Source organism: Pseudomonas sp. ANT_J12, from assembly GCF_008370045.1.
Lineage (GTDB): Bacteria > Pseudomonadota > Gammaproteobacteria > Pseudomonadales > Pseudomonadaceae > Aquipseudomonas.
The window spans coordinates 235,243-258,710 of the sequence record NZ_VOBN01000002.1; the positions used below are offsets into that span (position 1 = coordinate 235,243).

Genomic DNA, 23,468 nt, shown 5'->3' on the forward strand with positions numbered 1-23,468 from the left:
CCATGATGACGACCGTGCATGGGCGCACACCCTCGCTGGTGGTGAATGACAGTCGTGGCCTGCCGCTTCGCCAAGTGGCGTACCTGCGCACGGAGGTGGTTGGCACGGCGGATGCGCTCATTACCCGGCAGCTCCACGACGTCCGTGGCCGACTGATCGGGCAATGGGACCCGAGGCTTTACGGGGTTGCGCCCAAACCCAACCTGGCTACGATTTATCAGCTGTCCGGCGAGGCCGTAAGGGTGGACAGCGTCGATGCCGGCTGGCGCCTGAACCTGCCCGGCGTGTCGGGTGAAGTGCTGCAACGCTGGGACCCGCGTGGCACGCACTGGCAAACCACCTACGACAATCAGTTGCGCGTGATCGCCCTCCAGGAAAACGCCCAGCCGAACGTCGAGCGCTTCACCTATGCCAACGCCACGGCGGCAGCCAGCCACAACCTGCGCGGGAAACTGATCGGGCAAGTCGACCCTTCGGGCACGGTGAGCTTCGACAGCTACAGCCTGGGCGGCGAGGCCTTGGGTGAGGCCCGGACCTTTGCCGACGGGACGCCTTATACCAGCCGCCGCACCGTCAGCCCCCTCGGCGCCGTGCTGGACCAGACCGATGCCAAGGCGCATCAGCAACAGTTCGGCTACGACCTCGCCGGGCAACTCAAACGGGTGGAATTAAAAATCGACCCGACGGCCTCGGCTCAAGCGGTGCTCGCCGATGCTCACTACAACGCCGCCGGCCAGTTGATCGAACAGCACGCAAATAATGGCGTGGTCAGCCGCTGGACCTACGATCCGGCCAATGGCCGGCTTACCCAACAACAAGCCGGTTTACCCGGCCAATCAGCGTTGCAAAACCTCGGCTACACCTACGACCGGGTTGGCAATGTGCTGGCCATCGACGACCTGGCCTTTACCCCGGTGTTCTTCGCCAACCAGCGGGTCGACGGCCGTCGCGAGTTCAGTTACGACTCGCTGTACCAATTGCGCAGCGCCACGGGTTTTGAAACCGATACGCCGAATCTGCGTCCCGGTTTGCCAACCCCCATCACACCCGTCGACACCGGCCGGCTCTATAACTACGCCCAGCACTATGAATACGATGCGGGCGGCAACCTGACGACCCTGCGCCATGTGCGCACCGGCAATAACCACACGCAAACCACGCACATCGCCCCCGACAGCAACCGTGGCGTGCGCTGGGCCGAGGGCGACCCGGCGCCGGTGTTCGATGACCTGTTCGACGCCCACGGTAACTTGCTGCTACTGGAACAAGGCCAGCCACTGACCTGGAACAGCCGCGATCAACTGGCCGTAGCCCGGCTGGTGGAACGCAGCGGCGGGCCGAACGATGAAGAAACCTATGTCTACAGCCAGGGCCAGCGCGTCAGCAAACGCCTGGTGACCCAGGCGCAATCGGTCAGCCATGTGCGCCAGGTCCTGTACTTGCCGGGGCTGGAAATCCGCACCCTGGACGATGCCGAAGAACTGCACGTCATCACCCTGGGCAACGTGCGCTGCCTGCACTGGGTCAAGGGCAAACCGGCGGCCATCGAGCAAAATCAGTTGCGCTACAGCCTCGACGATCACCTGGGCTCCAGCACCCTGGAACTGGACCGCAACGGCGCGTTGATCAGCCAGGAAATCTACTACCCCTTCGGCGGCACGGCGTGGTGGGCGGCGCGCTCGGCGGTGGAGGTGGACTACAAGACGATCCGGTATTCGGGCAAAGAGATGGATGTCAGCGGGCTCTATTACTACGGTGCCCGGTATTACGCGCCGTGGTTACAGCGTTGGGTGAGTGCCGATCCGGGGGGGGATGTGGATGGGCTGAATCTGTATGCGATGGTGGGCAACAATCCATTGAATTATTTCGACGGCAATGGCGAGAGCAAAACCCGCAGTCAATTGAAAAGCGAAATCGTCGGCGGGTTTCAGTTTCTTTCCAGCGTCCACCATGAAATGAAAACGTTGACCCGACAGCTTGATGACCTTTCCTACCCCGCGTCATTTCGTCTGAACATCCTGAAAAACGTGGTCTATCAAATCGGCAGCATCCCGGTCGGCTGGTTTACGTCCTTCCATGCGGCGGGCGCCGTCGGGAGTGAGGGTTTTCCTGGATTCAGCGAGGCTTTCCCGCATTCGTCGGGCGCCGTGTTCGGGATTGGGCTGGGTAACGCGGTCGCAGACTCCAGCACCGGCTTGTATGCAACCATCATGAGCCCATTGAAGCTCAATACGCCCGTCGTTCCCGATCCCTCCCATTTCAGCAACGACACCCTTCGAGAGCGGGCCGGGATAGCCCCGCCAAACACCGACAACCCGTGGCTTCGTCCGCCCACAGGGGATGAAATGGTGAGTGGCTCGATCACCTTGGTCTCCAAGACCGTCGGGGCTTACATACCGGGAGTCGGGGAAGCATTCGAATTAGCCAAAGTCGCCGAAGCAGGCACGAGTGCCGAAGAAGGCCTGCTTGCCTATGACCTGAACGAAATCACGTCGACACTGGATCAATTACGCGCCGCGACAATCGATGTGGCCGCCGAGATCAACGCCAACTTTACCGCGCTGGGGATTACCGAGTTTTACGACAAACGCAGTCACGGCTGGGATTTCCTGGTCGATCTTGGACTTGGTCGGGTCGGCACCGCAAAAGCCAGGACAGTCAGACAGGCACGTGTGGAGCCATTTAAAGAGCGTGCCCTGGATGATATTGCTGTCTCGAAACTCACTGCGCAGCGATACGGTGCTCATGTCGCGCGAAAATCGCAAAAAAGAGCAGCGTGACGCCATGAACTCGACAAGTGTATCCGTGCATGCGAAGACGCCAGCGCTGGCTGTCAACGACGGACGAGGGCTCGTCGTTCGGCAGGTCGCGTACCTGCGCAAGGAGGCCGATGGAGCAGTACAAACACTGATCACCCGCCAGCACTACAACGTGGCCGGACTATTGACAGAACAATGGGATCCGCGCCTGTTCGACTACGCCGCCCAACCCAACCTCGCCAGCCTCTACAGCCTGACCGGCGAACCGCTCACAGTGGACAGCGTCGATGCTGGCTGGCGCGTGAGCCTGGTGGGGTTGGCCGGGGAAACGTTGCAGCTGTGGGACGCGCGGGGCAATCACTGGCGCAGTACTTACGATGAGCAGCTACGCGTGGTCAGCGTCGAGGAAAACGCCCAACCCGTCGACCGCTTCACCTATGCCGATCACTCGGCGTCACCCGGCTACAACCTGCGCGGTCAGTTGCTTGATCAGCTTGATCCCGCCGGCACCCTGGCCGTCAGCAGTTACAGCCTGCACGGGCAGCCGCTGAGCGAAACGCGGACCTTTGCCGATGGCACGCCTTACCTCAGCCGCAAGACCTCGTCGCCTCTGGGCGTCGTACTCCAACAAACCGATGCTGGCGAACATCGCCAAGACCTGCGCTACGACATGGCCGGACAGCTCAGGCAAGTGTTTGTGCAACTCAAGACCGACAGCCAGCCGCAATTGATCCTGCGTGATGCGCAATACAACGCCGCCGGGCAGATCGAAAAACAGACCGCGGGTAACGAGGTGATCAGCACCTGGACGTATGACCCGGCCGACGGTCGGCTGTGTACCCTCACGTCCGGCAAACCCGGTCAGGCTTTGCAGCAACACTTCAACTACCGCTACGACCCCATGGGCAATGTGTTGCGGATCGAAGACCCGACCGTGGACACGGTGTACTTCGCCAATCAACGGGTGGACAGCGACCGGGCATTTACCTATGACTCCCTCTACCGCCTGACCAGTGCGAGTGGTTTCGAAGCCGAGGTGCCCAATCTTCGTCCAGGCTTGCCGGATCTGATCAGCCCCATCGACCCGGGCCGCCGCTACAACTACGTCGAGCATTACCAATACGATGCGGGCAACAACCTTTATGAGTTGCGTCATGTGCGCAGCAACAATACCTACACCAGCCACATGAGTATCGATGGGGCCAGCAACCGGGGGGTGCGCTGGCAGGAAGGCGAGCCTGAGCCGGACTTCAGCCAATTGTTCGACCGCCACGGCAATCTGCTGGCACTTCAACCGGGTCAGCCCCTGACCTGGAATGCCCGGGACCAGTTGAGCAAAGTCACCCTGCTCAGACACAGCAATGACCTGCCCGACGATGACGAAACCTATCTCTACAGCCAAGGCGAACGCGTTCTCAAGTGCCACACCACCCACACCCCCTCAATGACCCACCGCCATGAAGTGCGTTACTTGCCGGGGCTGGAGATCATCAGCAAAAGCACGGGCGAGCAATTGCACGTCGTGACGGTGCCCCTGGCCTCTGGCACCGCGCGTTGCCTGCATTGGATCGCCCGCCCGCCGGCCGATGTCGAGCCTGATCAGTTGCGGTACAGCTACGACGATCATCTGGGGACCAGCAGCCTTGAACTGGATCGCCAGGGCCTGAAGATCAGCCAGGAAGTTTTCTATCCTTACGGTGGCACGGCCTGGTGGGCGGCACGCACGAAGGTTGAAGCTGACTACAAGACCCTGCGCTACTCGGGTCGGGAGATGGACCTGAGCGGCCTGTATTTTTACGGCGCCCGTTACTACTCGCCGTGGACACAGCGCTGGATCAGTGCGGATCCGGGGGGGGACGTGGACGGGCTCAACCTGTATGCGATGGTGGGGAACAATCCGGTCAATTTCACCGATATTGATGGCGAAGAAAGACGACCGAAAATGTCTTTTCGGGACATGTTGATCGCCTCGGATAAAGCCAGCTATGCCAAACGCCAGCAAAGAAACGCGCCTGGCCGAACAAAACTGCAACTGGACAAGCAAGTCACTCGCCAGATAGCAATACTGGCGATCACCAAACACCGGGTACGGGATGCCAGCGCGCAACTGAACAGAATGGGCTCGGGATCAGATATCGCGCTAGCAACGACACGCAGGGCCACGGTGCTGGTGGCGGGTAAAGCCATCAGTTACGGCGTCGGGATTGGCGTCGGCATCGGCGCCCAGGCGCTGGGTGTGGCGGCCCCGGGAATCGGTAACGTGGTGGGGGCGGCGATAGGATTTGCTGCAAAAGTCGCCGTCAGTGGCCTGGTGGACTACGTGGCCGAAAGAACCGGCCTGAGTGCCTCGGTCAACTTGAAAACCAAAATGTTGACGGCGGAAAAAATCATACGAAAAGCTGAATACAAGCAAATGGAGCCGGCTGAATATATCAAAGCCAAATATCGGAACATGAACCTGAATTCGCGCAACTCGCGGTTGAAACTGGGCAAAGAAGCCACTGCCATTGCCTCCAGTGAAGTATTGAAGGCGACGTTGACTGGAATGCCCTCGGAAGCGGTGAGCGCAATCAGCAGCGGTGGCGGCGTGCTACTGGGCGTACCGGAAATCATTGACGAAACCATCGGCGCCAGCAGGGAAAAATCCAGCGAAAAAATGGACCTGCACGAAAATGAAATTCTTGGCCTTGTGAAGTCCATCGAATCGGGCATGGAGAAGATCCACGATTTTGCCAAGGTCTTTTCCGTCACCCGCTCCGGTGGAATCGAGATCCAGGACCTGCAGGAGGAAACCAACAAAATCACCGACATGCTGCACGGATACTTGAACACTGTTCGCAACCATCGCAACAGCCGTAAAGCCGCGGCTTGAGCCTGCGAGTTTTACGCGGGCAGCACGGTTCGCCCACGACGGCATGTTATGGTGCGCGCCCGTATTACTGACTGTTTGCGCCGCCATGCCCGCGACTTCCCGAACCCTGCGCCTGACGCTTTACACCCTGCTGATCGTGGCTGGCGCCGTGCTGGCCGCCGCCCTGGCCATGCGCCACGCCGAACGCCAGGCCCTGGAGGAAGACGCGGCCCGGGCCAATCAGCAACTGGCGTTGTACGCCAACTCCCTGCACACCCTGATTGATCGCTATCGCGCCCTGCCCGCCGTGTTGGCGCTGGACCCGCAATTGCGTTCGGCCCTCGATGGCCGGGTGAATCCTGAACAGCAGGACCTGCTGAACCGCAAACTGGAAAAGATCAACGGCGCCGCCCAGTCCTCGACCCTGGAATTGCTCGACCACACCGGCCTGGCCGTGGCCGCCAGCAATTGGCGTCTGCCCAGCAGTTACGTCGGTCACAACTACGGCTTCCGCCCTTACTTCAGCCAGACCCGCACCCAAGGCACCGGGCGCTTTTACGCGGTGGGCGTGACCAGCGGCATTCCCGGTTATTTCCTGTCCAGTGCGGTGACCCGGGACAACGGCGAGTTCCTCGGTGCCATGGTGGTCAAGCTTGAGTTTCCCGAACTTGAGCGCGAATGGCGCCAGGGCAGCGACACGCTGTTAGTCAGCGATGCCCGCGGGATTATCTTCATCGCCAACCAGCCGGGCTGGCGTTATCGCACATTGAAACCGCTGAACGACAGCGATCACACCGAACTGAAAGTCACCCGCCAATACGACAAGCAACCGCTGACACCGCTGGTGTATCAATCGAAACGCCGCTTCGACGACAACAGCGATCTGGCCCGGGTCGAAGGCCCCGACGGCACGGCGGATTACCTGTGGGAATCCCTGCCGCTGCCCGCCGAAGGCTGGACCTTGCACCTGTTGCGCCGCCCGCAAGTTGCGTTCGAAGACAGCCGCAATGCCGCCCTCGCCGCCGCCGGATCGTGGCTGGCGCTGGTGTTTTTGCTGCTGTTCCTCAACCAGCGCTGGCGCCTGGCGAAAATGCGCCAGCGCAGCCGCGAAGAGCTGGAACAACTGGTGGAAGAACGCACCCGCGACTTGCGCACCGCCCAGGATGGTTTGGTGCAATCGGCCAAGCTCGCGGCGCTGGGGCAGATGTCGGCGGCCCTGGCCCATGAAATCAATCAGCCGCTGACCGCCCAGCGCATGCAGTTGGCGACCTTGCGTTTACTGCTCGATCACGGCCGGGTCGATGACGCCTACAAGGCGTTGAAACCGGTGGACGACATGCTCACCCGCATGGCCGCGTTGACCGGCCACCTGAAAACCTTCGCCCGCAAAAGCCCCAGCGGCTTGCGCGAACGCCTGGATCTGGCGGCGGTGGTCGATCAGTCCTTGCATCTGCTCGACGCGCGGCTGCGGGATGAAAACGTCAGCACCGTGCTGCACCTGACCCGCCCGGCGTGGGTGCGCGGCGATGCGATTCGCCTTGAACAGGTGCTGATCAACCTGCTGCGCAACGCCCTCGACGCGGTGCAGGACAAACCGTGCAAACGCCTGGAAATCCGCCTCGAAGCCGACGAACAACTGTGGCGCCTGACCGTCGCCGATAACGGCGGCGGGATTGCCGAAGAACACCTGCCGAATGTGTTCGATCCGTTCTTCACCACCAAACCGGTGGGTGATGGTCTGGGCCTGGGGCTGGCGGTCTCGTTTGCCATCGTGCATGAATCCGGCGGACGCCTGAGTGCCGCCAATCATGAGAACGGCGCGGTGTTTACCGTGACCTTGCCGATCGATCTGGAGGAACCTGTTCCATGCTGAATTCGGTGATCGTGGTCGACGACGAAAGCAGCATCCGCAGCGCCGTCGAACAATGGCTGAGCCTGTCGGGGTTCGAGGTGCAGCTGTTCAGCCGCGCCGATGAATGCCTGGCGCAACTGCCGGCGCATTTTCCCGGGGTGATCCTCAGCGATGTGCGCATGCCCGGCATGACCGGCCTGGAACTGCTGGCCGAAGTGCAGCGCCGGGATGCCGATTTGCCGGTGATTTTGCTGACCGGTCACGGCGATGTGCCGATGGCCGTCGAAGCCATGCGCGATGGCGCCTACGACTTCCTCGAAAAACCCTTCAGCCCGGAAACCTTGCTCGGCAGTTTGCGGCGGGCCCTGGAGAAACGCCGGTTGGTCCTGGAGAACCGAGCCTTGCACGTCCAGGCCGACAACCGCGCCAAACTCGATGCGACGTTGCTCGGTGTGTCCCGTGGTTTGCAAACCTTGCGCCGACAGGTGCTGGACTTGGCGACGCTGCCAGTCAACGTGTTGATCCGGGGCGAAACCGGCAGCGGCAAAGAGTTGGTCGCCCGTTGCCTGCACGACTTCGGCCCGCGTGCGGACAAGCCGTTCGTGGCGCTGAACTGTGCGGCGATCCCTGAGCAATTGTTCGAGGCCGAGCTGTTCGGGCACGAGAGCGGCGCGTTCACCGGTGCTTCGGGCAAGCGCATCGGCAAGCTTGAATACGCCGACGGCGGCACGCTGTTTCTCGATGAGATTGAAAGCATGCCGTTGGCGCAGCAGGTCAAGTTGTTGCGGGTGTTGCAGGAACAGAAGCTGGAACGCCTGGGTTCGAACCAGAGCATTCGCGTGGACTTGCGGATCATCGCCGCGACCAAACCCGACCTGCTGGACGAAGCCCGGGCCGGGCGCTTTCGCGAGGATTTGGCCTATCGCCTGAACGTCGCCGAGTTGCGCCTGCCACCGTTGCGCGAGCGGCGCGAAGACATTCCGTTGTTATTCGAAACCTTCGCCCAGCACGCCGCCGAACGCCTGGGCCGGACTTTCCCACCCTTGAGCGGCCCGCAACTGAGCCACCTGCTGAGCCACGACTGGCCGGGCAATGTGCGGGAACTGGCGAACGTGGCTGAGCGACAGGTGTTGGGGCTGGGTGAGCCGGAGCCGGTGGGGATTGATCCTGGCCAGTCGCTGGCAGCGCAACAGGAAGCGTTTGAAGCCCATTGCTTGCGTGCGGCGTTGACCCGGCATAAGGGCGATGTGAAAGCGGTGCTTGAGGAGCTGCAACTGCCGAGGCGGACCTTCAATGAAAAGCTGCAGCGGCATGGACTGACCCGCGAGATGTTTATCCCCGAATGATCGTTTGATGATCGTTCCCACGCTCCGCGTGGGAATGCATCAAGGGACGCTGCGCGTCCCCTCGCGATAGTGACGCGGAGCGTCACGGGCGGCATTCCCACGCGGAGCGTGGGAACGATCGGTAGGCGGAAATCCGCTCACTCTCTTGCGCGCATTGAGCGACTATCCGCTCAACAAAACTGCCCACCCCCTCTAAACCGGCCCTCCTCCCTTTGGCACACCTCCTGCTATAGCCCTTGCAGGCTGCGTTTACACGCGCTCCACAAAAACAATTAAACGAAGGATCCTTCAATGGATAACTCCAACGCCCTGCCGCTTGGGTCGGCCGCCGTGCCTGCCAAAGAAAGAACCACCGCCAGCCGGATCAAATCGATCTTCAGCGGCTCGGTCGGCAACATGGTCGAGTGGTATGACTGGTACGTCTACGCCGCGTTTTCCCTGTACTTCGCCAAGTCCTTCTTCCCCGCCGGTTCCTCCACCGCACAGCTGATGAACACCGCTGCGATCTTCGCCGTGGGCTTCCTGATGCGCCCGATCGGTGGCTGGTTGATGGGCCTCTACGCCGACCGCGCCGGTCGTAAACGTGCGCTGATGGCCTCGGTGTACCTGATGTGCTTCGGCTCGCTGCTGATCGCCCTGAGCCCCAACTATGAAACCATCGGCATCGGCGCGCCGATCCTGCTGGTGTTCGCGCGCTTGCTGCAGGGCCTGTCGGTCGGTGGCGAGTACGGCACCTCGGCCACCTACCTCAGCGAGATGGCGACCAAGGAACGTCGCGGCTTCTATTCCAGCTTCCAGTACGTGACCCTGATCTCCGGCCAGCTCATCGCGTTGGCCGTGCTGATCGTGCTGCAACAGACCCTGACCACCGAACAGCTGTACGCCTGGGGCTGGCGCATTCCGTTCGCCATCGGCGCGCTGTGTGCGGTCGTGGCGCTCTACCTGCGTCGTGGCATGGAAGAGACCGAGTCGTTCAACAAGGTCAAGAAAGAGAAAAAAGAAAGCGCCATGCGCACGCTGATGCGCCATCCCAAAGAGCTGATGACCGTGGTCGGCCTGACCATGGGCGGCACCCTGGCGTTCTACACCTACACCACCTACATGCAGAAATACCTGGTGAACACCGTCGGCATGAGCATCACCGACTCCACCAGCATTTCGGCCGCCACACTGTTCCTGTTCATGTGCCTGCAACCGATCATCGGCGGCTTGTCGGATAAGGTCGGTCGTCGGCCGATCCTGATCGCCTTCGGTGTACTGGGCACGCTGTTCACCGTACCGATCCTGACCACCCTGCACACCATCCAGACCTGGTGGGGCGCGTTCTTCCTGATCATGGCGGCGCTGATCATCGTCAGCGGCTACACCTCGATCAACGCGGTGGTCAAAGCCGAACTGTTCCCGACCGAAATCCGTGCCCTGGGCGTTGGCCTGCCGTACGCGCTGACCGTGTCGATCTTCGGCGGCACTGCCGAATACATCGCGCTGTGGTTCAAGAGCATCGGTATGGAAACCGGTTACTACTGGTATGTCACCGCGTGCATCGCCGTGTCGCTGCTGGTGTACGTGACCATGAAAGACACCCGCAAGCATTCGCGGATCGAGACCGACTGACCGTTACATAGAGGTCGTTTGTATCGGCCCCATCGCGGGCAAGCCTTGCTCCTACGGAGATGAGTCGTTCATATATTTCGCGAACGGCTTAAAAATGCAGGAGCAAGGCTTGCCCGCGATGGGCGCACCTCGATATCAGGACAACTCGGCCACCGCGCGCTTGCCATATTTGTTCTGCGCGTAAGCCGCCCCCGCAATCATCACCACCAGAATCCCCGCCAACACCAGCGACGAGCCGATGGTGCCGAAGTCCAGACCGCCCTTTTCATGGGGTTTGGTCAGGAAGTCGCCCAGGGTTGCGCCGAACGGCCGTGTCAGCACGAATGCCACCCAGAACAGCAGCACCGACGAAAGCCTGGTGAAGTATTTAAGCAACACAACCACCGCGATGGCCGAGCCGATCACCAGCGCACCACCGGCAAAGCCCAGGCCCGAATCGTCGGCCAGGTAATCGCCCAACGCAGTGCCCAGGGTGTTGGAAAACAGAATCGCCATCCAGTAGAACATCTCGCCGCGAAAGGTCTGGACCTTGCTCACGTTCAGCGAGTCGCCGCTCAAGCGCCACGCCGCGAAAATCCCCAGCAGAATCGCAATCAGGATCATCGAACCGGTGGCGTAGCCCAACCCGAGGGTGCGGTCCATGAAGTCGGACATGGTAGTGCCCGCCGTGCTGGTGGACAGAATCACGATCCAGTACAGCACCGGTTTGTAGGTTTTCGACATCAACTGCGTGATCAGGGTCAGCACGAACACGCTGATCAAAATCAGCGAGCTGATGGCATAGCCGACATTAAGGGTCATCGACAGCAAATCACCGGCGGTTTCCCCCAGGGTCGTCGCGCAGATTTTCATCACCCAGAACGCCAGGGTGATTTGAGGCAGCTTATTCATTACGGGTTGAACTCCAGTGGTCGTGGCAGCCGTTTCTCAGGGTGATGGCCGACGCGCAGACTGGCGGCGAAGCGGTGAAAAATAGGTAAGTGCTGTATGAAAAATCTGTCACGCAAGCCAACGAAACGATTAATCACCGGTTAATGCCCGGAATGCATCCTGCCCTTGTCTGATCGATTCATTGCGATGTGCTCACTCAAACCTTGAAAGCGAGTACGCCTCACGGCCTTAACATCAATTTAATCGATAGTTACTAGCATTAATTTGCGCTTTTTAATCAATTTATCGAGCGTAAACTCAAACCCATACCCAAGGCACACCACGCCAACGAACCCGGAGTAACCGCCATGAAAACCCCACTGATCCTCGCCCTGACCCTTTCCGTACTGGCCGGTGGCGCCTTCGCCGCCGATGGTTATGACCGCACCGGCTCTGCCGTAGCTGCCGACGGTTACGACCGTACTGGCTCGGCCACTGTTGCTGCGGATGGCTACGACAAAACCGGTTCCGCTACTTTCGCCGCCGACGGCTACGACAAAACCGGTTCCGCTACTTTCGCGGCTGACGGCTACGATCGCACTGGCTCGGCCACCATCAGCTAACCCCCAAACGCGGCATCACAGCCCGGCTTCGGCCGGGCTTAGTCGTTTCTGGGAGACGCACATTCCCTGTAGGAGCGAGGCTTGCCCGCGAAGGCGGCCGGTCTGACACCTCATCGCTGAATGTGCCGCCGCATTCGCGGGCAAGCCTCGCTCCTACAAAAGGCGGCCGGCCTGTTACCTCATCGCTGAATGTGCCGCCGCATTCGCGGGCAAGCCTTGCTCCTACAAAAGGCGGCCGGCCTGTTACCTCATCGTTGAATGTGCCGCCGTCATTGCGGGCAAGCCTTGCTCCTACAGGGTCGCGCTTGCACTATGCGTTTATCCCGAACATCGCCCCAGGAACCCCAAGCATGCGCGACGACATCCACTACTACGAACCCGCCAACGGCCACGGCCTGCCCCATGACCCGTTCAACGCCATCGTCGGCCCGCGCCCCATCGGCTGGATTTCCTCGCAGGATGCCGACGGCCACCTCAACCTGGCGCCCTACAGCTTCTTCAACGCGTTCAACTACATTCCGCCGATCATTGGTTTTTCCAGCGTCGGGCGCAAAGACAGCCTGAACAACATCGAACAGACCGGCGAATTCGCCTGGAACCTGGCCACCCGACCACTCGCCGAGCAGATGAACCAGAGCTGCGCCATGGTTGCGCCCGACACCAATGAATTCGAACTGGCCGGACTCACGCCCGCCGCCTCCAAAATCATTCAGGTGCCACGGGTCGCCGAAAGCCCGGTGTCCTTCGAATGCAAGGTCACGCAGATCATTCAGTTGCAGCGTGCAGACGGGAATGTGGTGCCGAGCTGGCTGATTCTGGGCGAAGTGGTCGCCGTGCATATCGCCAAGTGGCTGTTGAAGGATGGGGTGTACGACACCGCCGCGGCAGAACCGATTCTGCGCGGCGGCGGGCCGGCGGATTACTTTCAGCTGGGGCCAGAGGCCTTGTTCAAGATGTATCGCCCGGGGGCGAAGAAATAACTACCAGATCAAATCGCTGTCTTCGCTGACGCCTTTGAGCTTGGTCAACTCCAACGCCGCTGCTTCATCGGCTTCGCGCGCGGTGGTGAAGGTTTGTTCTTCAAGCAGCTTGTGAAAACGTGGAGCACCGCTGCCACCGATGGCTTTGACGGCGATTGCCGCGTAATAGCCGCCTTCGCGGGGTACTACGGCTGATACGGCTTCGAATGTTTCAAAGGCTTTGCGTGCCATGGTCGCGCATCCTGGCTAAGTTGAGATTGCCGCCATTAAACCCTCAACCGACCAGTTTGTGCACCTGTGCTTTGGTCTGACCGAGCGCTTGAGCTGCCGAGACGTCCTTGAACGTATGAAAATCGAGGCTGTTGACCACCAGGTCCTGCACCAGCTCGGCAAAAATCTGCATGGCGGGAGTGCTGAAGTACGCGGTCATGGCCTGTTGATGGGTCCAGAAACCGGACACCAGCCACAGGTCGGGATCGCATTGCGAGTGTTGCAAGGCAAAGTTCAGGCAACCGCTGGCCGAACGGGATGGCTCGATCAACGCGCTCAGGCGCGCACCGAGTTCCGCCGAGCGCCCGGCGCGGGCACGAACAAAGGCCATATGACTGACGGGAATCTGCGTAGACATGTTCAACCCTCCCAGGAGTTGCGTGGCAGCCAGGGACGGGCTGCGACAGGATCCAAGGTTAGGCGGCGCGCCTTCGTTGCCGTTAGTCGATTCCTGCCGGCTTGTTGCACAATCCTGCGAGGATGGCCAAATCGCACTGAATCAACGACTTCGACGTGTCCGGACGATGACACAGCGGTTTCAAGCAAGTTTCAGTCCGGCGGCACTGCTCTGGCAGCACCGTGAAATAACCCAATGCAGAATCAGGCAAGCATCAGGCAGGATGTGTCTACCGCTTTGCCTTGCACAAACTTAAGCTCTGCCCATCAACAACGCCTCACCGAGGATGTCCTGCATGTCGTCGTTCGATCACTTTGAAGCCCCGCTGGATGCCGACATGGAGAAACAGCGCGAGGAACTGGCTGCGATCATCCGCCGCAACACCACGGAGGATGGCAATTACGCCACTGCCGTCGATTCGCTGATCATGTCGCGTCACAGCCAGACCCATCAATTTGCCCCGGTACTGGCGCAACCGGCGCTGTGCATCATGGCCCAGGGGCGCAAGGAAGTGCGGCTGGCCGATGAGGTGTTCAATTACGACCCGCTCAATTACCTGGTGGTCTCGGTCTCGATGCCCGTGAGCGGGCGCGTGGTGACTGTCACCTCCGAGGAACCGATCCTCTCCGTGCGGCTGGACATCGACCCGGCGGAAATCACTGCGCTGATCGCCGACGCCGGCCCCATGGGCGTGCCGACCCGGCCGACCGGGCGCGGGTTGTATGTCGAACGGCTGGACGCGGCCATGCTCGACGCGGTGCTGCGCCTGACCCGTTTGATCGACACGCCCAAAGACATCGCCATGCTCGCGCCGCTGATTCGCCGGGAGATTCTGTATCGCCTGTTGCGCAGCCAGCAGGGCCACCGCCTGTATGAAATCGCCATCGCCAACAGCCAGAGCCATCGCATCAGCCAGGCGATCAAATGGCTCAACGGCCACTATGAACAGCCGTTGCGCATCGATGACCTGGCCAAGGAAGTGAACCTGAGCGTGTCGACCCTGCATCACCGCTTCAAGGCGATGACGGCGATGAGTCCGTTGCAGTATCAGAAGCAACTGCGCTTGCAGGAAGCCCGGCGCCTGATGCTGGCCGAAGGGCTGGAAGCGTCGGCGGCGGGGTATCGCGTCGGGTATGAAAGCCCGTCGCAGTTCAGCCGGGAGTACAGCCGGTTGTTTGGCGCACCGCCGCTGCGGGATTTGGCGCGGATGCGGTTGACGGTATAACCGCCCCCTGTAGGAGCGAGGCTTGCCCGCGAAGGCGTCGTGTCAGCCAGCATTAATGTCGACTGACACGACGCCTTCGCGGGCAAGCCTCGCTCCTACAGGTTTTGGGGTGTTTTCAGGCGCTGAGTACGCGGCAAGCCTCGGCCGGTAACGTCACCGACACCGGATTGCCCACACTCAACCCAAACCCCTGACACGGCGTGCTCAGCGCGGTAAACGACACCCCGGAACACTCCACCGTCGTCTCGATCGTCGCGCCGATGTCCCGCACAAACGTCACCTTGCCCAGCAACCGATTCCCCGCCGTGGCCTGGGGCTGCGACAGTTGCAGGTCCTCAGGGCGAATCAGCATCTTGATCTTCTCCCCCACCACGATGCTGCTGCAAATCGGCACTTCCAGGGCATCGCCACCCGGCAATCCAACCTTGCCATTGCCCAGTGCGGTGGCCGGAAAGATGTTGCCCGAACCGATAAAGTCCGCGACAAATTCATTGGCCGGGTGCCGGTAAATCTCAATCGGCGTACCCACCTGCTGCACCTTGTGCTCGCCCAATACCACGACGATATCGGCCATGGTCATCGCTTCACGCTGATCGTGGGTCACCAAGATGGTGGTGATGTTCAAGCGTTGTTGCAGCTGACGGATTTCCACCTGCATCGACTCTCGCAACTTGGCGTCCAGCGCCGACAGCGGCTCATCGAGCAGGAGGATTTTCGGCCGCGAGGCAATCGCCCGGGCAATCGCTACGCGCTGGCGTTGCCCGCCGGACAGTTTCGCCACCGGTCGATCAATCATTTCCTTGAGTTGAATCAGCTCCAGCAACTCCACTACCCGCGCCTGCTGATCAGCCTTGCTCACCCCGCGCAGTTTCAACGGATAGGCGATGTTCTCCCCCACGGTCATGTGTGGAAACAGCGCCAACGATTGGAAGACCATACCGAAGTTGCGCAGGTGCGCCGGGGTATGGCCGATGTCTTCGCCATCCAGGCGGATCTCACCGCCGCTCAGGGTTTCGAGCCCGGCGATCATCCGCAGCAACGTGGTTTTGCCGCAGCCCGACGGGCCGAGGAAACACACCAGTTTGCCCTCGGGCAAATGCAGGTTTACATCCTTTACCGCGCAGGCCGAGCCGTAGTGTTTCTCGACGTTTTCCAGAATCAGACCAGTCATGTTGCACCTCAAGAATCAGAACGAAACGCCACCTTCACCGACCAGCTTCTCCAGCGCCCAGATCAGGACGAAGTCGATCAGCACGATCAGCACGGCAAACGAGAAAACGGTTGGGTCCAGCGATGACACGGTGCGGCTGTACATCCAGATCGGCACGGTCATGACGTCGATGGTGTAGAGGAAATAGGTCACGGTGAATTCGTTGAACGAGACGATGAACGCCAGCAGCATCCCCGCCAGAATCCCCGATTTCATCAGCGGCACTACCACATCGATGATCGCCCGGGTCGGCGAGGCACCGAGCATCTGCGCCGCCTCTTCGACTTCGCTGCCGATGGAGAGCATCGCTGCCGTGCAGTTTTTCACCACGAATGGCAGTGCGAGGATCACGTGGGCGATTACCAGCCGCGAGGTGGTGATCTGGAATGGCAGGCTGTCGAACACCAGCAGCAACGCCAGGCCCAACACCACCATCGGGAACACCAACGGCAACGACATCAATTGCAGGGCCACGGCTTTGCCACGGAACTCGCAACGGGTCAGCGCGTAGGCCGCCGGCACCGCGATGATCGTCGCGAAGACCATGGTCAGGCACGCGACCATCAGGCTGGTGGTCATGGCTTTGCCCAGGCTCAGTACATCGCTGGCGTCCGGCGAAACAAAGGTGTGCCAGGCCGCGCGATACCATTGCAGGCTGTAGCTGCTGGGCGGGAAGTCGAGGTTCGACGCGCCGCTGAACGACATCACGATCATCGTCAGGATCGGCAACACCGCCAGCAGCAGGATGAAGCCCGAGAGGATGCCGGCGAACTTGCCGGTTTCCCCCGGCAGCAGCCCATAACGTTTCTTGCTCAGGGTGCTCATTGCGAAGCCTCCAGCATGCGCCGACGACGGCCGGTGATGTATTCGGACAAGGTCATGATCGCCAGGGTGGTGACAATCAGCACCACACCGGCAGCGGACGCGGCGGGCCAGTTCATCAGCGGGGCGATCTGGTCATGCACCATGACCGCCAGCATCGGCACCCGCCGACCACCGAGCAGCAGCGGCACCACGAAGCTGCTGGCGTTGTAGGCGAACACCAACGTCGCGCCAGTGATGATCCCCGGCAGACTCATCGGCAACACCACTTGGCGGAACACCTGGAAGCGACTGGCGCCCAGTGTCGCGGCGGCTTCTTCATAAGTGCGAGCGACGCCGCGCATGGCGCTGGCAATCGGCAGCACCGCCAGCGGGAACGCGGTTTGCACCAGGCCCATCAACACGCCGTTCTGGTTGTAGAGCAGCATGATCGGGCGCTTGATCAAACCGATGCCCATCAGCGCCTGATTGAGCATCCCCGCCGGGCCGAGAATCACCAACCAGCCGTAGCTTTGCAGCAGCAGGTTGACCAGCAACGGCAGCAGCACCGCCGCGAGGAAAATCCGTCGGATAAACGGCGAGGTCAGGCGCGACATGGTGTACGCCACCGGAATTGCCAGCAGCACCGCGATCACCGCGCTGAACAGCGCCAGACGCAGGGTCAGCATCAGGGATTTGAGGTAATAGGGTTCCAGTAACTGCGCGTAACTGGCGAGGCTGAACCCGCTCCATTCCGCGCCTTTGGTGCCGACGCTCATGCGCAGCACCAAGAGGCTGGCAGCAATCAGCACGCCGAGAAACAGCATCGACGGCGACAGGAAAAGCCAGGCGCGAGTAGTCGGCGACACGCCCCGGCGTGGACGCGCTGGCGCGGCGGCGAGCGGATGAGTCAGAGGTGGTTGGTGTTCCATAGCAAGGGTCTCGTCAATGGAAAGCAGCTGACAAACACACGTCTCGAAACCACCTCTTATCCCTTGTGGGAGCGGGCTTTGTGGCGAGGGGGCTTGCCCCCGTTCGGCTGCGAAGCAGTCGTAAACCATCCCGTGTGGTGTAACTGATACACCGCGACGGCAGGTTTTAGGGCCGCTTCGCAGCCCTACGGGGGCAAGCCCCCTCGCCACAAAAGCCCGCTCCCACAGTAGATTTGTGGTGTTTTCAGAACGGGTGCTTGCCACTCAATCAGGAAGAAAAGATTTCCGTATAACGACGAATCCATTGGTCATGCACAGTGGCCAGGAAGGCGTTGTCGTGCATGATCGCCTTGTCGGCAATCTGCTCTGGCGTGAGGATGAACGGGCTCTTGCGCGCTTCGGCGGAGATGATCGCCTTGGCGTTGACCGGGCCGTTGTAGATGTCTTCGGCCATCTTGCCCTGCACCAGTGGGTCCAGGGAGTGGTTGATGAAGGCGTAGGCCAGGTCGGTGTCGCCGGGGCGATTCTTTGGCATCACCGACAGCATCAGGTCGGTGTAGAACCCTTCCTTCATGCCGAACGTGGCGCCGAGGCCGTAGTTCGGGTCGCGAATCTGTTTCGGGAAAAACGCCGGAGCGTACAGGCCGCCCATGTCCAGGGAACCGGTGCGGAACAGCTCGGCGATCTGGTTCGGGTTTTCACCCAGCGTAACCACGCGGTCCTTCAACTCCGCGAGTTTCTTGAAGCCCGGCTCGATGTTGTGTTCGTCACCCCCGGCCAGTTTGGCGGCGATGATGATCAGGTCCATCGCTTCGGTCCAGTTCGGCGGCGGCAGGAAGATGTTCGGCGCCAACTCGGCATCCCACAGTGCGGCGTAGCTGGTCGGCGCTTCGGTCTGGGTGCGGGTGCTGTAGACCAGGCTGTTGCACCACAGCAGGTAACCGATGCCATGACCGTTGGCGCCGGTGCGGTATTTCTCCGGCACGTCCACCAGGTTGGGGATGCGGTTGAGGTCGGGTTTTTCCAGCAAATCGGCGGCGGCCAGGCCTTCGGCGCCGACGCCGGCCAAGGTGATGATGTCGTACTGCGGACGATCACCGCCGGCCTTGAGTTTGGCGACCATTTCCGAGGTGCTGCCGGTGCGGTCGGCGATGACCTTGCAGCCGTACTTAGCTTCGAAAGTCGCCGCGATGTTGCGCAGTGCCGCCAACCCGGTGTCATCGGACCAGGTCAGCAGGCGCAGGGTCTTGCCCTGAAAACGGGTGTCGCTGGCATTGGCACGGATGAAGGGCATGCTCATGGCCGCCGCTGCAACCGAAGCCACGCCCACGGTTTTGATGAATTGCCGTCTGTTCAGATCATGCTGGCCCATGAAGGACTCCCTTTGTTTTTGTAAGTATGAGGTTGGTCGCAACCGTTGCATCCGCGTGCTCGGATCAGCTCGAAGCCCCCGGTTTCAAAGGACTTGAGCTGAGCCGACGGGTTTATCCTGAGGTCGTGCAAAACACCTGACTATCGATAAAAACTCATTGAAGCCATGACGCCAGCGCATGCCTCAGAACGAGGCATGCGCTCACCGTTTTCGAGCGCTTAGACGGCTCGAATCACGTGTTTGATTTCCTGGAAAGCCTGCAACCCCCACGGCCCCAACTCGCGGCCGAGGCTGCTCTGCTTGTAGCCGCCCCAAGCGGTCTGCGGGAAGATCACTTGCGGCGCGTTGATCCACACCAGCCCCGCTTGCAGGGCGTTGGCGACCCGATCCGCCGCTTCGGTATCGCGGCTGACCACGCTGGCGACCAGGCCGAACTGGCTGTCGTTGGCCAGGGCAATCGCCTCGGCTTCAGAGGCAAAACTGCGTACGCAAATCACTGGACCAAAGATCTCTTCACACCACAGCGCACTGTCGAGGGGCACTTCGGTGAAGATCGTCGGCTGCAAAAAATAACCGCGCGGCAGATCCGCCGGACGATTGCCGCCGCAAATCAGCTTGGCGCCGGCACTCAAACCGCGATCGATGTGACCGAGCACGCGCTGGTATTGCGCCTGATTGACCAGTGCGCCCATTTCCACCTTCGGGTCGAACGGGTCGGCCACGCGAATCGCTTCGGCGCGGGCCTGCAAACGAATCAGGAATTCATCCGCCACTTCATCGGCGACCAGCACGCGACTGGTGGCCGAACACATCTGCCCGGCGTTGAAGAAACCGCCGCCGCAGGCCAGTTCCACGGCCAGGGCGATGTCGGCGTCTTTCAATACCAGCAGCGAAGATTTGCCGCCCAGTTCCAGGCTTACGCCCTTCACGGTTTCAGCGGCGCGCTGCATCACCTGCACGCCCACCGCGTTACTGCCGGTGAAGGAAATCTTGGCGATGCGCGGATCCGCCGACAGCGGCGCACCGACCGCCAGACCGGTGCCGCAGACGAGGTTGAACACGCCTTTGGGCAGGCCCGCCTCGGCGATGATCGCGGCCAGTTCCAGCTCCGGCAGCGGCGTGACTTCGGACGGCTTGAGCACCACACAGCAGCCGGCGGCCAGGGCCGGGGCGAGTTTCCACGCGGTGGTGACCATCGGGAAATTCCACGGCACGATCAGGCCGACGACGCCGCAGGGTTCACGGCGCAGGCGTGCGCTGAAATCGTCGGTGGGCAGCTCGACGGTGCTGTCTTGCTTGGCATCGAGCCCTTCGGCTAAACCTGCGTAGTACTCGAAGGTGGCGATCACGTCGTCCACATCGATGGCGGCTTCGAACAGCGGCTTGCCGTTGTTGCTCGACTGCAAATGCATCAGTTGTTCGCGACCGGCCGCCACACCGGCGGCGATGCGGCGCAGGATCGCCCCGCGTTCGGTGCCGGTGGTTTTCGACCAGTCCTTGAAGGCGTTGGTCGCAGCGGCTACGGCGTGCTCGACAGCTTTTTCATCGCCGCCGTTTACGGTGGTCAACAGGGCTTCAGTGGCAGGGTTGATCACACGCAGGTGTTCTTTGCCAGCGGACCATTGGCCATTGATGTACAGGCCATCCAGCGTGGTTGGGAAGCTCATTTCGACACCGCCTTCATCCACTGGGTCTGATCGATTTCAATCAGGGTCGGGCCCTGACGGTCCGTGGCGGCGCGCAAGGCGCTGCGCAGTTGCTCGACACCGTTGACCGCTTCAGCCGCACAGCCCAGTGCCTTGGCGACACCGATAAAGTCCGGGGTGTAGATGTCCACGCCCACCGGCTCGATGGCGCGGTTGACCATGTACTTTTTGATTTCTTCGTAGCCCTGGTTATTCCACAGCAACACGATCACTGGCGTGCGCGCTTCCACGGCACTGGCCAGTTCCGGCAGGGTGAATTGCAGGCCGCCGTCGCCGATCAGGCACACAACAGGAGGACGCGAACCGCCCTCGACGCTGCCGCCAAGCCACGCACCAATCGCCGCCGGCAAGGCGTAACCCAAGGTGCCGTAACCGGTGGACGAGTTGAACCAGCGACGCGGACGCTCCGGGTTGAAGGTCAGGTTGCCGGTGTACACCGGTTGGGTCGAATCGCCGACGAACACCGCGTCCGGCAGTTCGTGCAGCACAGTTTCGAGGAAACGGGTTTGAGCCAGGGTCGGCGCATCCCAGGTCGCGGCGAGTTCTTCACGCAAACGCGCAGCGCGTACCTGGCCCCAATCGTTGCGGCGCTCGGCCAACGACTTGTGTGACAGGGCGCTGAGCAGGGCTTGGGCGGCGTTGCGCGAGTCGGACACCAGCGCCACGTGCGGCGGGTAGTTGCGCACGGTCTGGTCCGGGTCGATGTCGACGCGCAGCAGTTTGCCGGGGATTTCGAAGCCGCCGGCGAAGGTCACGTCGTAGTCGGTTTCGGCCAGTTCGGTGCCGATGGCCAACACCACATCAGCTTCCGCGACCAGGGCGCGGGTGGCGACCAGGCTTTGGGTCGAGCCGATCAGCAGCGGGTGATTGGATTCGAGCATGCCTTTGGCGTTGATGGTCAACGCAACCGGGGCGTCGAGCAGTTCGGCCAGTTCAGTCAGCTCGGCGGCAGCGTCGATGGCGCCGCCACCGGCCAGGATCAGCGGGCGTTTGGCACCGGCCAGCAGTTCGGTCATGCGCGACACGGCGGTCGGCGCAGCACCGGCGCGGTCGATGTTGACCGGGACGCTGGCAAGCAGATCGTCGGCCTCTTCCACCAGCACGTCTAACGGAATTTCGATGTGCACCGGACGCGGACGCCCGGCCTGGAACAGCGCAAATGCCCGAGCCAATACGCCCGGCAATTCCGACGCCGACATCAGGGTGTGGGAGAACGCCGCCACGCCGCCGACCAAGGCACTCTGGTTTGGCAGCTCGTGGAGCTTGCCGCGACCGCCGCCCAACTGGTTGCGGGTCTGCACGCTGGAGATCACCAGCATCGGGATCGAATCGGCATACGCCTGGCCCATCGCCGTGGTGATGTTGGTCATGCCAGGGCCGGTGATGATGAAGCACACACCCGGCTTGCCACTGGTGCGCGCGTAGCCGTCGGCCATGAAACCGGCGCCCTGTTCGTGACGCGGCGTGACGTGGTTGATGCTCGAACGGGCCAGCCCGCGATACAGCTCAACGGTATGCACCCCGGGAATGCCGAACACCTGCTCGACCCCGTAGTCTTCGAGTAACTTGACCAATACTTCGCCGCACGTCGCCATGTCTTTGCCCTTTTTGTTCGTTTGAGACGCCGGGCCTGCGCAATGTTTATGATGCGAAGGCAAGCCCAGGGATGGCCTCATTGGAACGGGCGACACGTAGCCGCAACAATGGATAAAAAGTCATACTAGCCATGTCCTCACGTCATACCTTGGGTCCTCATGAAACGATTGCCTCCCCTGCCCGCCCTGCACACTTTTCTGATCACGGCACAGTGCTGCAACTTCACCCGGGCCGCCGAGCAGTTGCACATCACCCAGGGCGCGGTCAGTCGGCAGATCGCCGGGCTGGAAGATCACCTCGGTTATGAGCTGTTCATCCGCCAGGCCCGCGGCCTCGATCTGACGGCGCAAGGACGGGAATGGCTGCCACGGGTGCAGCAGATTTTCGGCTTGATCGGCGAGGCGGTGGAGCAGATCGGCGCCAACCGCGAAACCCTGCAACTCAAGGCCCCGACCTGTGTCATGCGTTGGTTGTTGCCGCGTTTGATGCAATGGCAAAGGGAACGCCCGGACGTGCCGGTGGAGCTGACGACAACGGTTCGGCATGGCGTGGATTTTCATCGTGAGCAGTTCGATGCGGCGGTGATCTACGGCGTACCGCCAGACACATCACTGGCCTCCCATCGGTTGTTCGATGAGCAACTGACGCCGGTGTGTTCCAAGCCGTACCTCGAAGGGCCGGTGCCGTTGCAGGTGCCGGAGGATCTGGAACAACACATGTTGCTGCACCCGACTCGCGATGAACGGGATTGGAAAGCGTGGCTGGCCTCGGCGGATGTTCAGTTGAGCAATGTCGGCAAGGGCCAGCATTTCGAAACGCTGGACCTTGCGATGTCGATGGCGTCCCAGGGGACAGGCGTGGCGATTGGCGATTGGTCGCTGATTGGTGACGATTTGCAGGCCGGTCGATTGGTCATGCCATTTGAATTGAAAGTACGCACGGGGTTGGCGTACTACCTTGTCCACCCACTGAGACCGACCCCGAGCGCACCGCTGGCTGAATTGCTGGACTGGCTGCAAGCCCAGGCCCACGACCTGTCATGAACCTGGGCGCCATTGCACCCT

General features: G+C 61.2%; 18 protein-coding genes. 9 read left to right on the forward strand and 9 right to left on the reverse strand.

The features are described 5' to 3' along the window. Window positions 1–2: 2 nt before the first annotated feature. The 5 genes from FQ192_RS06910 to FQ192_RS06930 all read left to right on the forward strand — a co-directional run bounded on the left by FQ192_RS06910 (window position 3) and on the right by FQ192_RS06930 (window position 10,422). Entirely contained in the window at window positions 3–2,780 is a 2,778-nt protein-coding gene (locus FQ192_RS06910) for an RHS repeat-associated core domain-containing protein (RefSeq protein ID WP_149657927.1), read from the forward strand. Between the two features lie 4 nt (window positions 2,781–2,784). Then, complete coding sequence (locus tag FQ192_RS06915; protein ID WP_149657928.1) at window positions 2,785–5,631, forward strand: RHS repeat domain-containing protein; 2,847 nt, start codon at window positions 2,785–2,787, stop codon at window positions 5,629–5,631. A gap of 85 nt (window positions 5,632–5,716) precedes the next feature. Continuing rightward, on the forward strand, window positions 5,717–7,483 hold the full coding sequence (locus FQ192_RS06920) for an ATP-binding protein (RefSeq protein ID WP_149657929.1): 1,767 nt from the start codon (window positions 5,717–5,719) through the stop codon (window positions 7,481–7,483). Continuing rightward, on the forward strand, window positions 7,477–8,808 hold the full coding sequence (locus FQ192_RS06925; RefSeq protein WP_149657930.1) for a sigma-54 dependent transcriptional regulator: 1,332 nt from the start codon (window positions 7,477–7,479) through the stop codon (window positions 8,806–8,808). Before FQ192_RS06920 ends, FQ192_RS06925 begins: the two co-directional genes overlap by 7 nt. 291 nt (window positions 8,809–9,099) lie before the next feature. Continuing rightward, a complete protein-coding gene (locus FQ192_RS06930) occupies window positions 9,100–10,422 on the forward strand; it encodes an MFS transporter (RefSeq protein WP_149657931.1) in 1,323 nt (440 codons plus the stop codon). Between the two features lie 135 nt (window positions 10,423–10,557). Here the strand turns inward: FQ192_RS06930 and FQ192_RS06935 are convergent, their stop codons facing one another. Further along, window positions 10,558–11,313 carry a hypothetical protein gene (locus FQ192_RS06935; protein ID WP_149657932.1) on the reverse strand — a complete coding sequence of 252 codons (756 nt, stop codon included), beginning with the start codon at window positions 11,311–11,313 and terminating at the stop codon, window positions 10,558–10,560. A gap of 347 nt (window positions 11,314–11,660) precedes the next feature. Between FQ192_RS06935 and FQ192_RS06940 the strand changes: the two genes are divergently transcribed. Then, entirely contained in the window at window positions 11,661–11,915 is a 255-nt protein-coding gene (locus FQ192_RS06940) for a hypothetical protein (RefSeq protein WP_149657933.1), read from the forward strand. A 350-nt stretch (window positions 11,916–12,265) separates the two neighbouring features. Next, window positions 12,266–12,895 carry a flavin reductase family protein gene (locus FQ192_RS06945; protein ID WP_149657934.1) on the forward strand — a complete coding sequence of 210 codons (630 nt, stop codon included), beginning with the start codon at window positions 12,266–12,268 and terminating at the stop codon, window positions 12,893–12,895. Here the strand turns inward: FQ192_RS06945 and FQ192_RS06950 are convergent, their stop codons facing one another. After that, window positions 12,896–13,126: a hypothetical protein gene (locus FQ192_RS06950; protein ID WP_149657935.1), complete on the reverse strand. Its 231-nt coding sequence runs from the start codon at window positions 13,124–13,126 to the stop codon at window positions 12,896–12,898. A 43-nt stretch (window positions 13,127–13,169) separates the two neighbouring features. After that, window positions 13,170–13,523, reverse strand: coding sequence for a putative quinol monooxygenase (locus FQ192_RS06955; RefSeq protein WP_149657936.1), 354 nt, complete (start codon window positions 13,521–13,523; stop codon window positions 13,170–13,172). A gap of 334 nt (window positions 13,524–13,857) precedes the next feature. Between FQ192_RS06955 and FQ192_RS06960 the strand changes: the two genes are divergently transcribed. Next, complete coding sequence (locus tag FQ192_RS06960; protein ID WP_149657937.1) at window positions 13,858–14,787, forward strand: AraC family transcriptional regulator; 930 nt, start codon at window positions 13,858–13,860, stop codon at window positions 14,785–14,787. Between the two features lie 115 nt (window positions 14,788–14,902). Here the strand turns inward: FQ192_RS06960 and FQ192_RS06965 are convergent, their stop codons facing one another. From FQ192_RS06965 to FQ192_RS06990, 6 genes are all read right to left on the reverse strand, one after another. Next, window positions 14,903–15,958 carry an ABC transporter ATP-binding protein gene (locus FQ192_RS06965; RefSeq protein ID WP_149657938.1) on the reverse strand — a complete coding sequence of 352 codons (1,056 nt, stop codon included), beginning with the start codon at window positions 15,956–15,958 and terminating at the stop codon, window positions 14,903–14,905. A gap of 15 nt (window positions 15,959–15,973) precedes the next feature. After that, a complete protein-coding gene (locus FQ192_RS06970; RefSeq protein ID WP_123409336.1) occupies window positions 15,974–16,822 on the reverse strand; it encodes an ABC transporter permease in 849 nt (282 codons plus the stop codon). Continuing rightward, entirely contained in the window at window positions 16,819–17,730 is a 912-nt protein-coding gene (locus FQ192_RS06975; protein WP_149657939.1) for an ABC transporter permease, read from the reverse strand. Before FQ192_RS06975 ends, FQ192_RS06970 begins: the two co-directional genes overlap by 4 nt. A 268-nt stretch (window positions 17,731–17,998) precedes the next feature. Next, window positions 17,999–19,102, reverse strand: coding sequence for an ABC transporter substrate-binding protein (locus FQ192_RS06980; RefSeq protein ID WP_123409338.1), 1,104 nt, complete (start codon window positions 19,100–19,102; stop codon window positions 17,999–18,001). Between the two features lie 218 nt (window positions 19,103–19,320). After that, a complete protein-coding gene (locus tag FQ192_RS06985) occupies window positions 19,321–20,769 on the reverse strand; it encodes an aldehyde dehydrogenase family protein (protein ID WP_149657940.1) in 1,449 nt (482 codons plus the stop codon). Next, window positions 20,766–22,403, reverse strand: coding sequence for a 5-guanidino-2-oxopentanoate decarboxylase (locus tag FQ192_RS06990; protein ID WP_149657941.1), 1,638 nt, complete (start codon window positions 22,401–22,403; stop codon window positions 20,766–20,768). Before FQ192_RS06990 ends, FQ192_RS06985 begins: the two co-directional genes overlap by 4 nt. Window positions 22,404–22,562: 159 nt before the next feature. On the opposite strand from FQ192_RS06990, the gene FQ192_RS06995 reads away from it, so the two are divergent. Then, window positions 22,563–23,447 carry a LysR substrate-binding domain-containing protein gene (locus FQ192_RS06995; protein ID WP_149657942.1) on the forward strand — a complete coding sequence of 295 codons (885 nt, stop codon included), beginning with the start codon at window positions 22,563–22,565 and terminating at the stop codon, window positions 23,445–23,447. Window positions 23,448–23,468 lie beyond the last annotated feature (21 nt).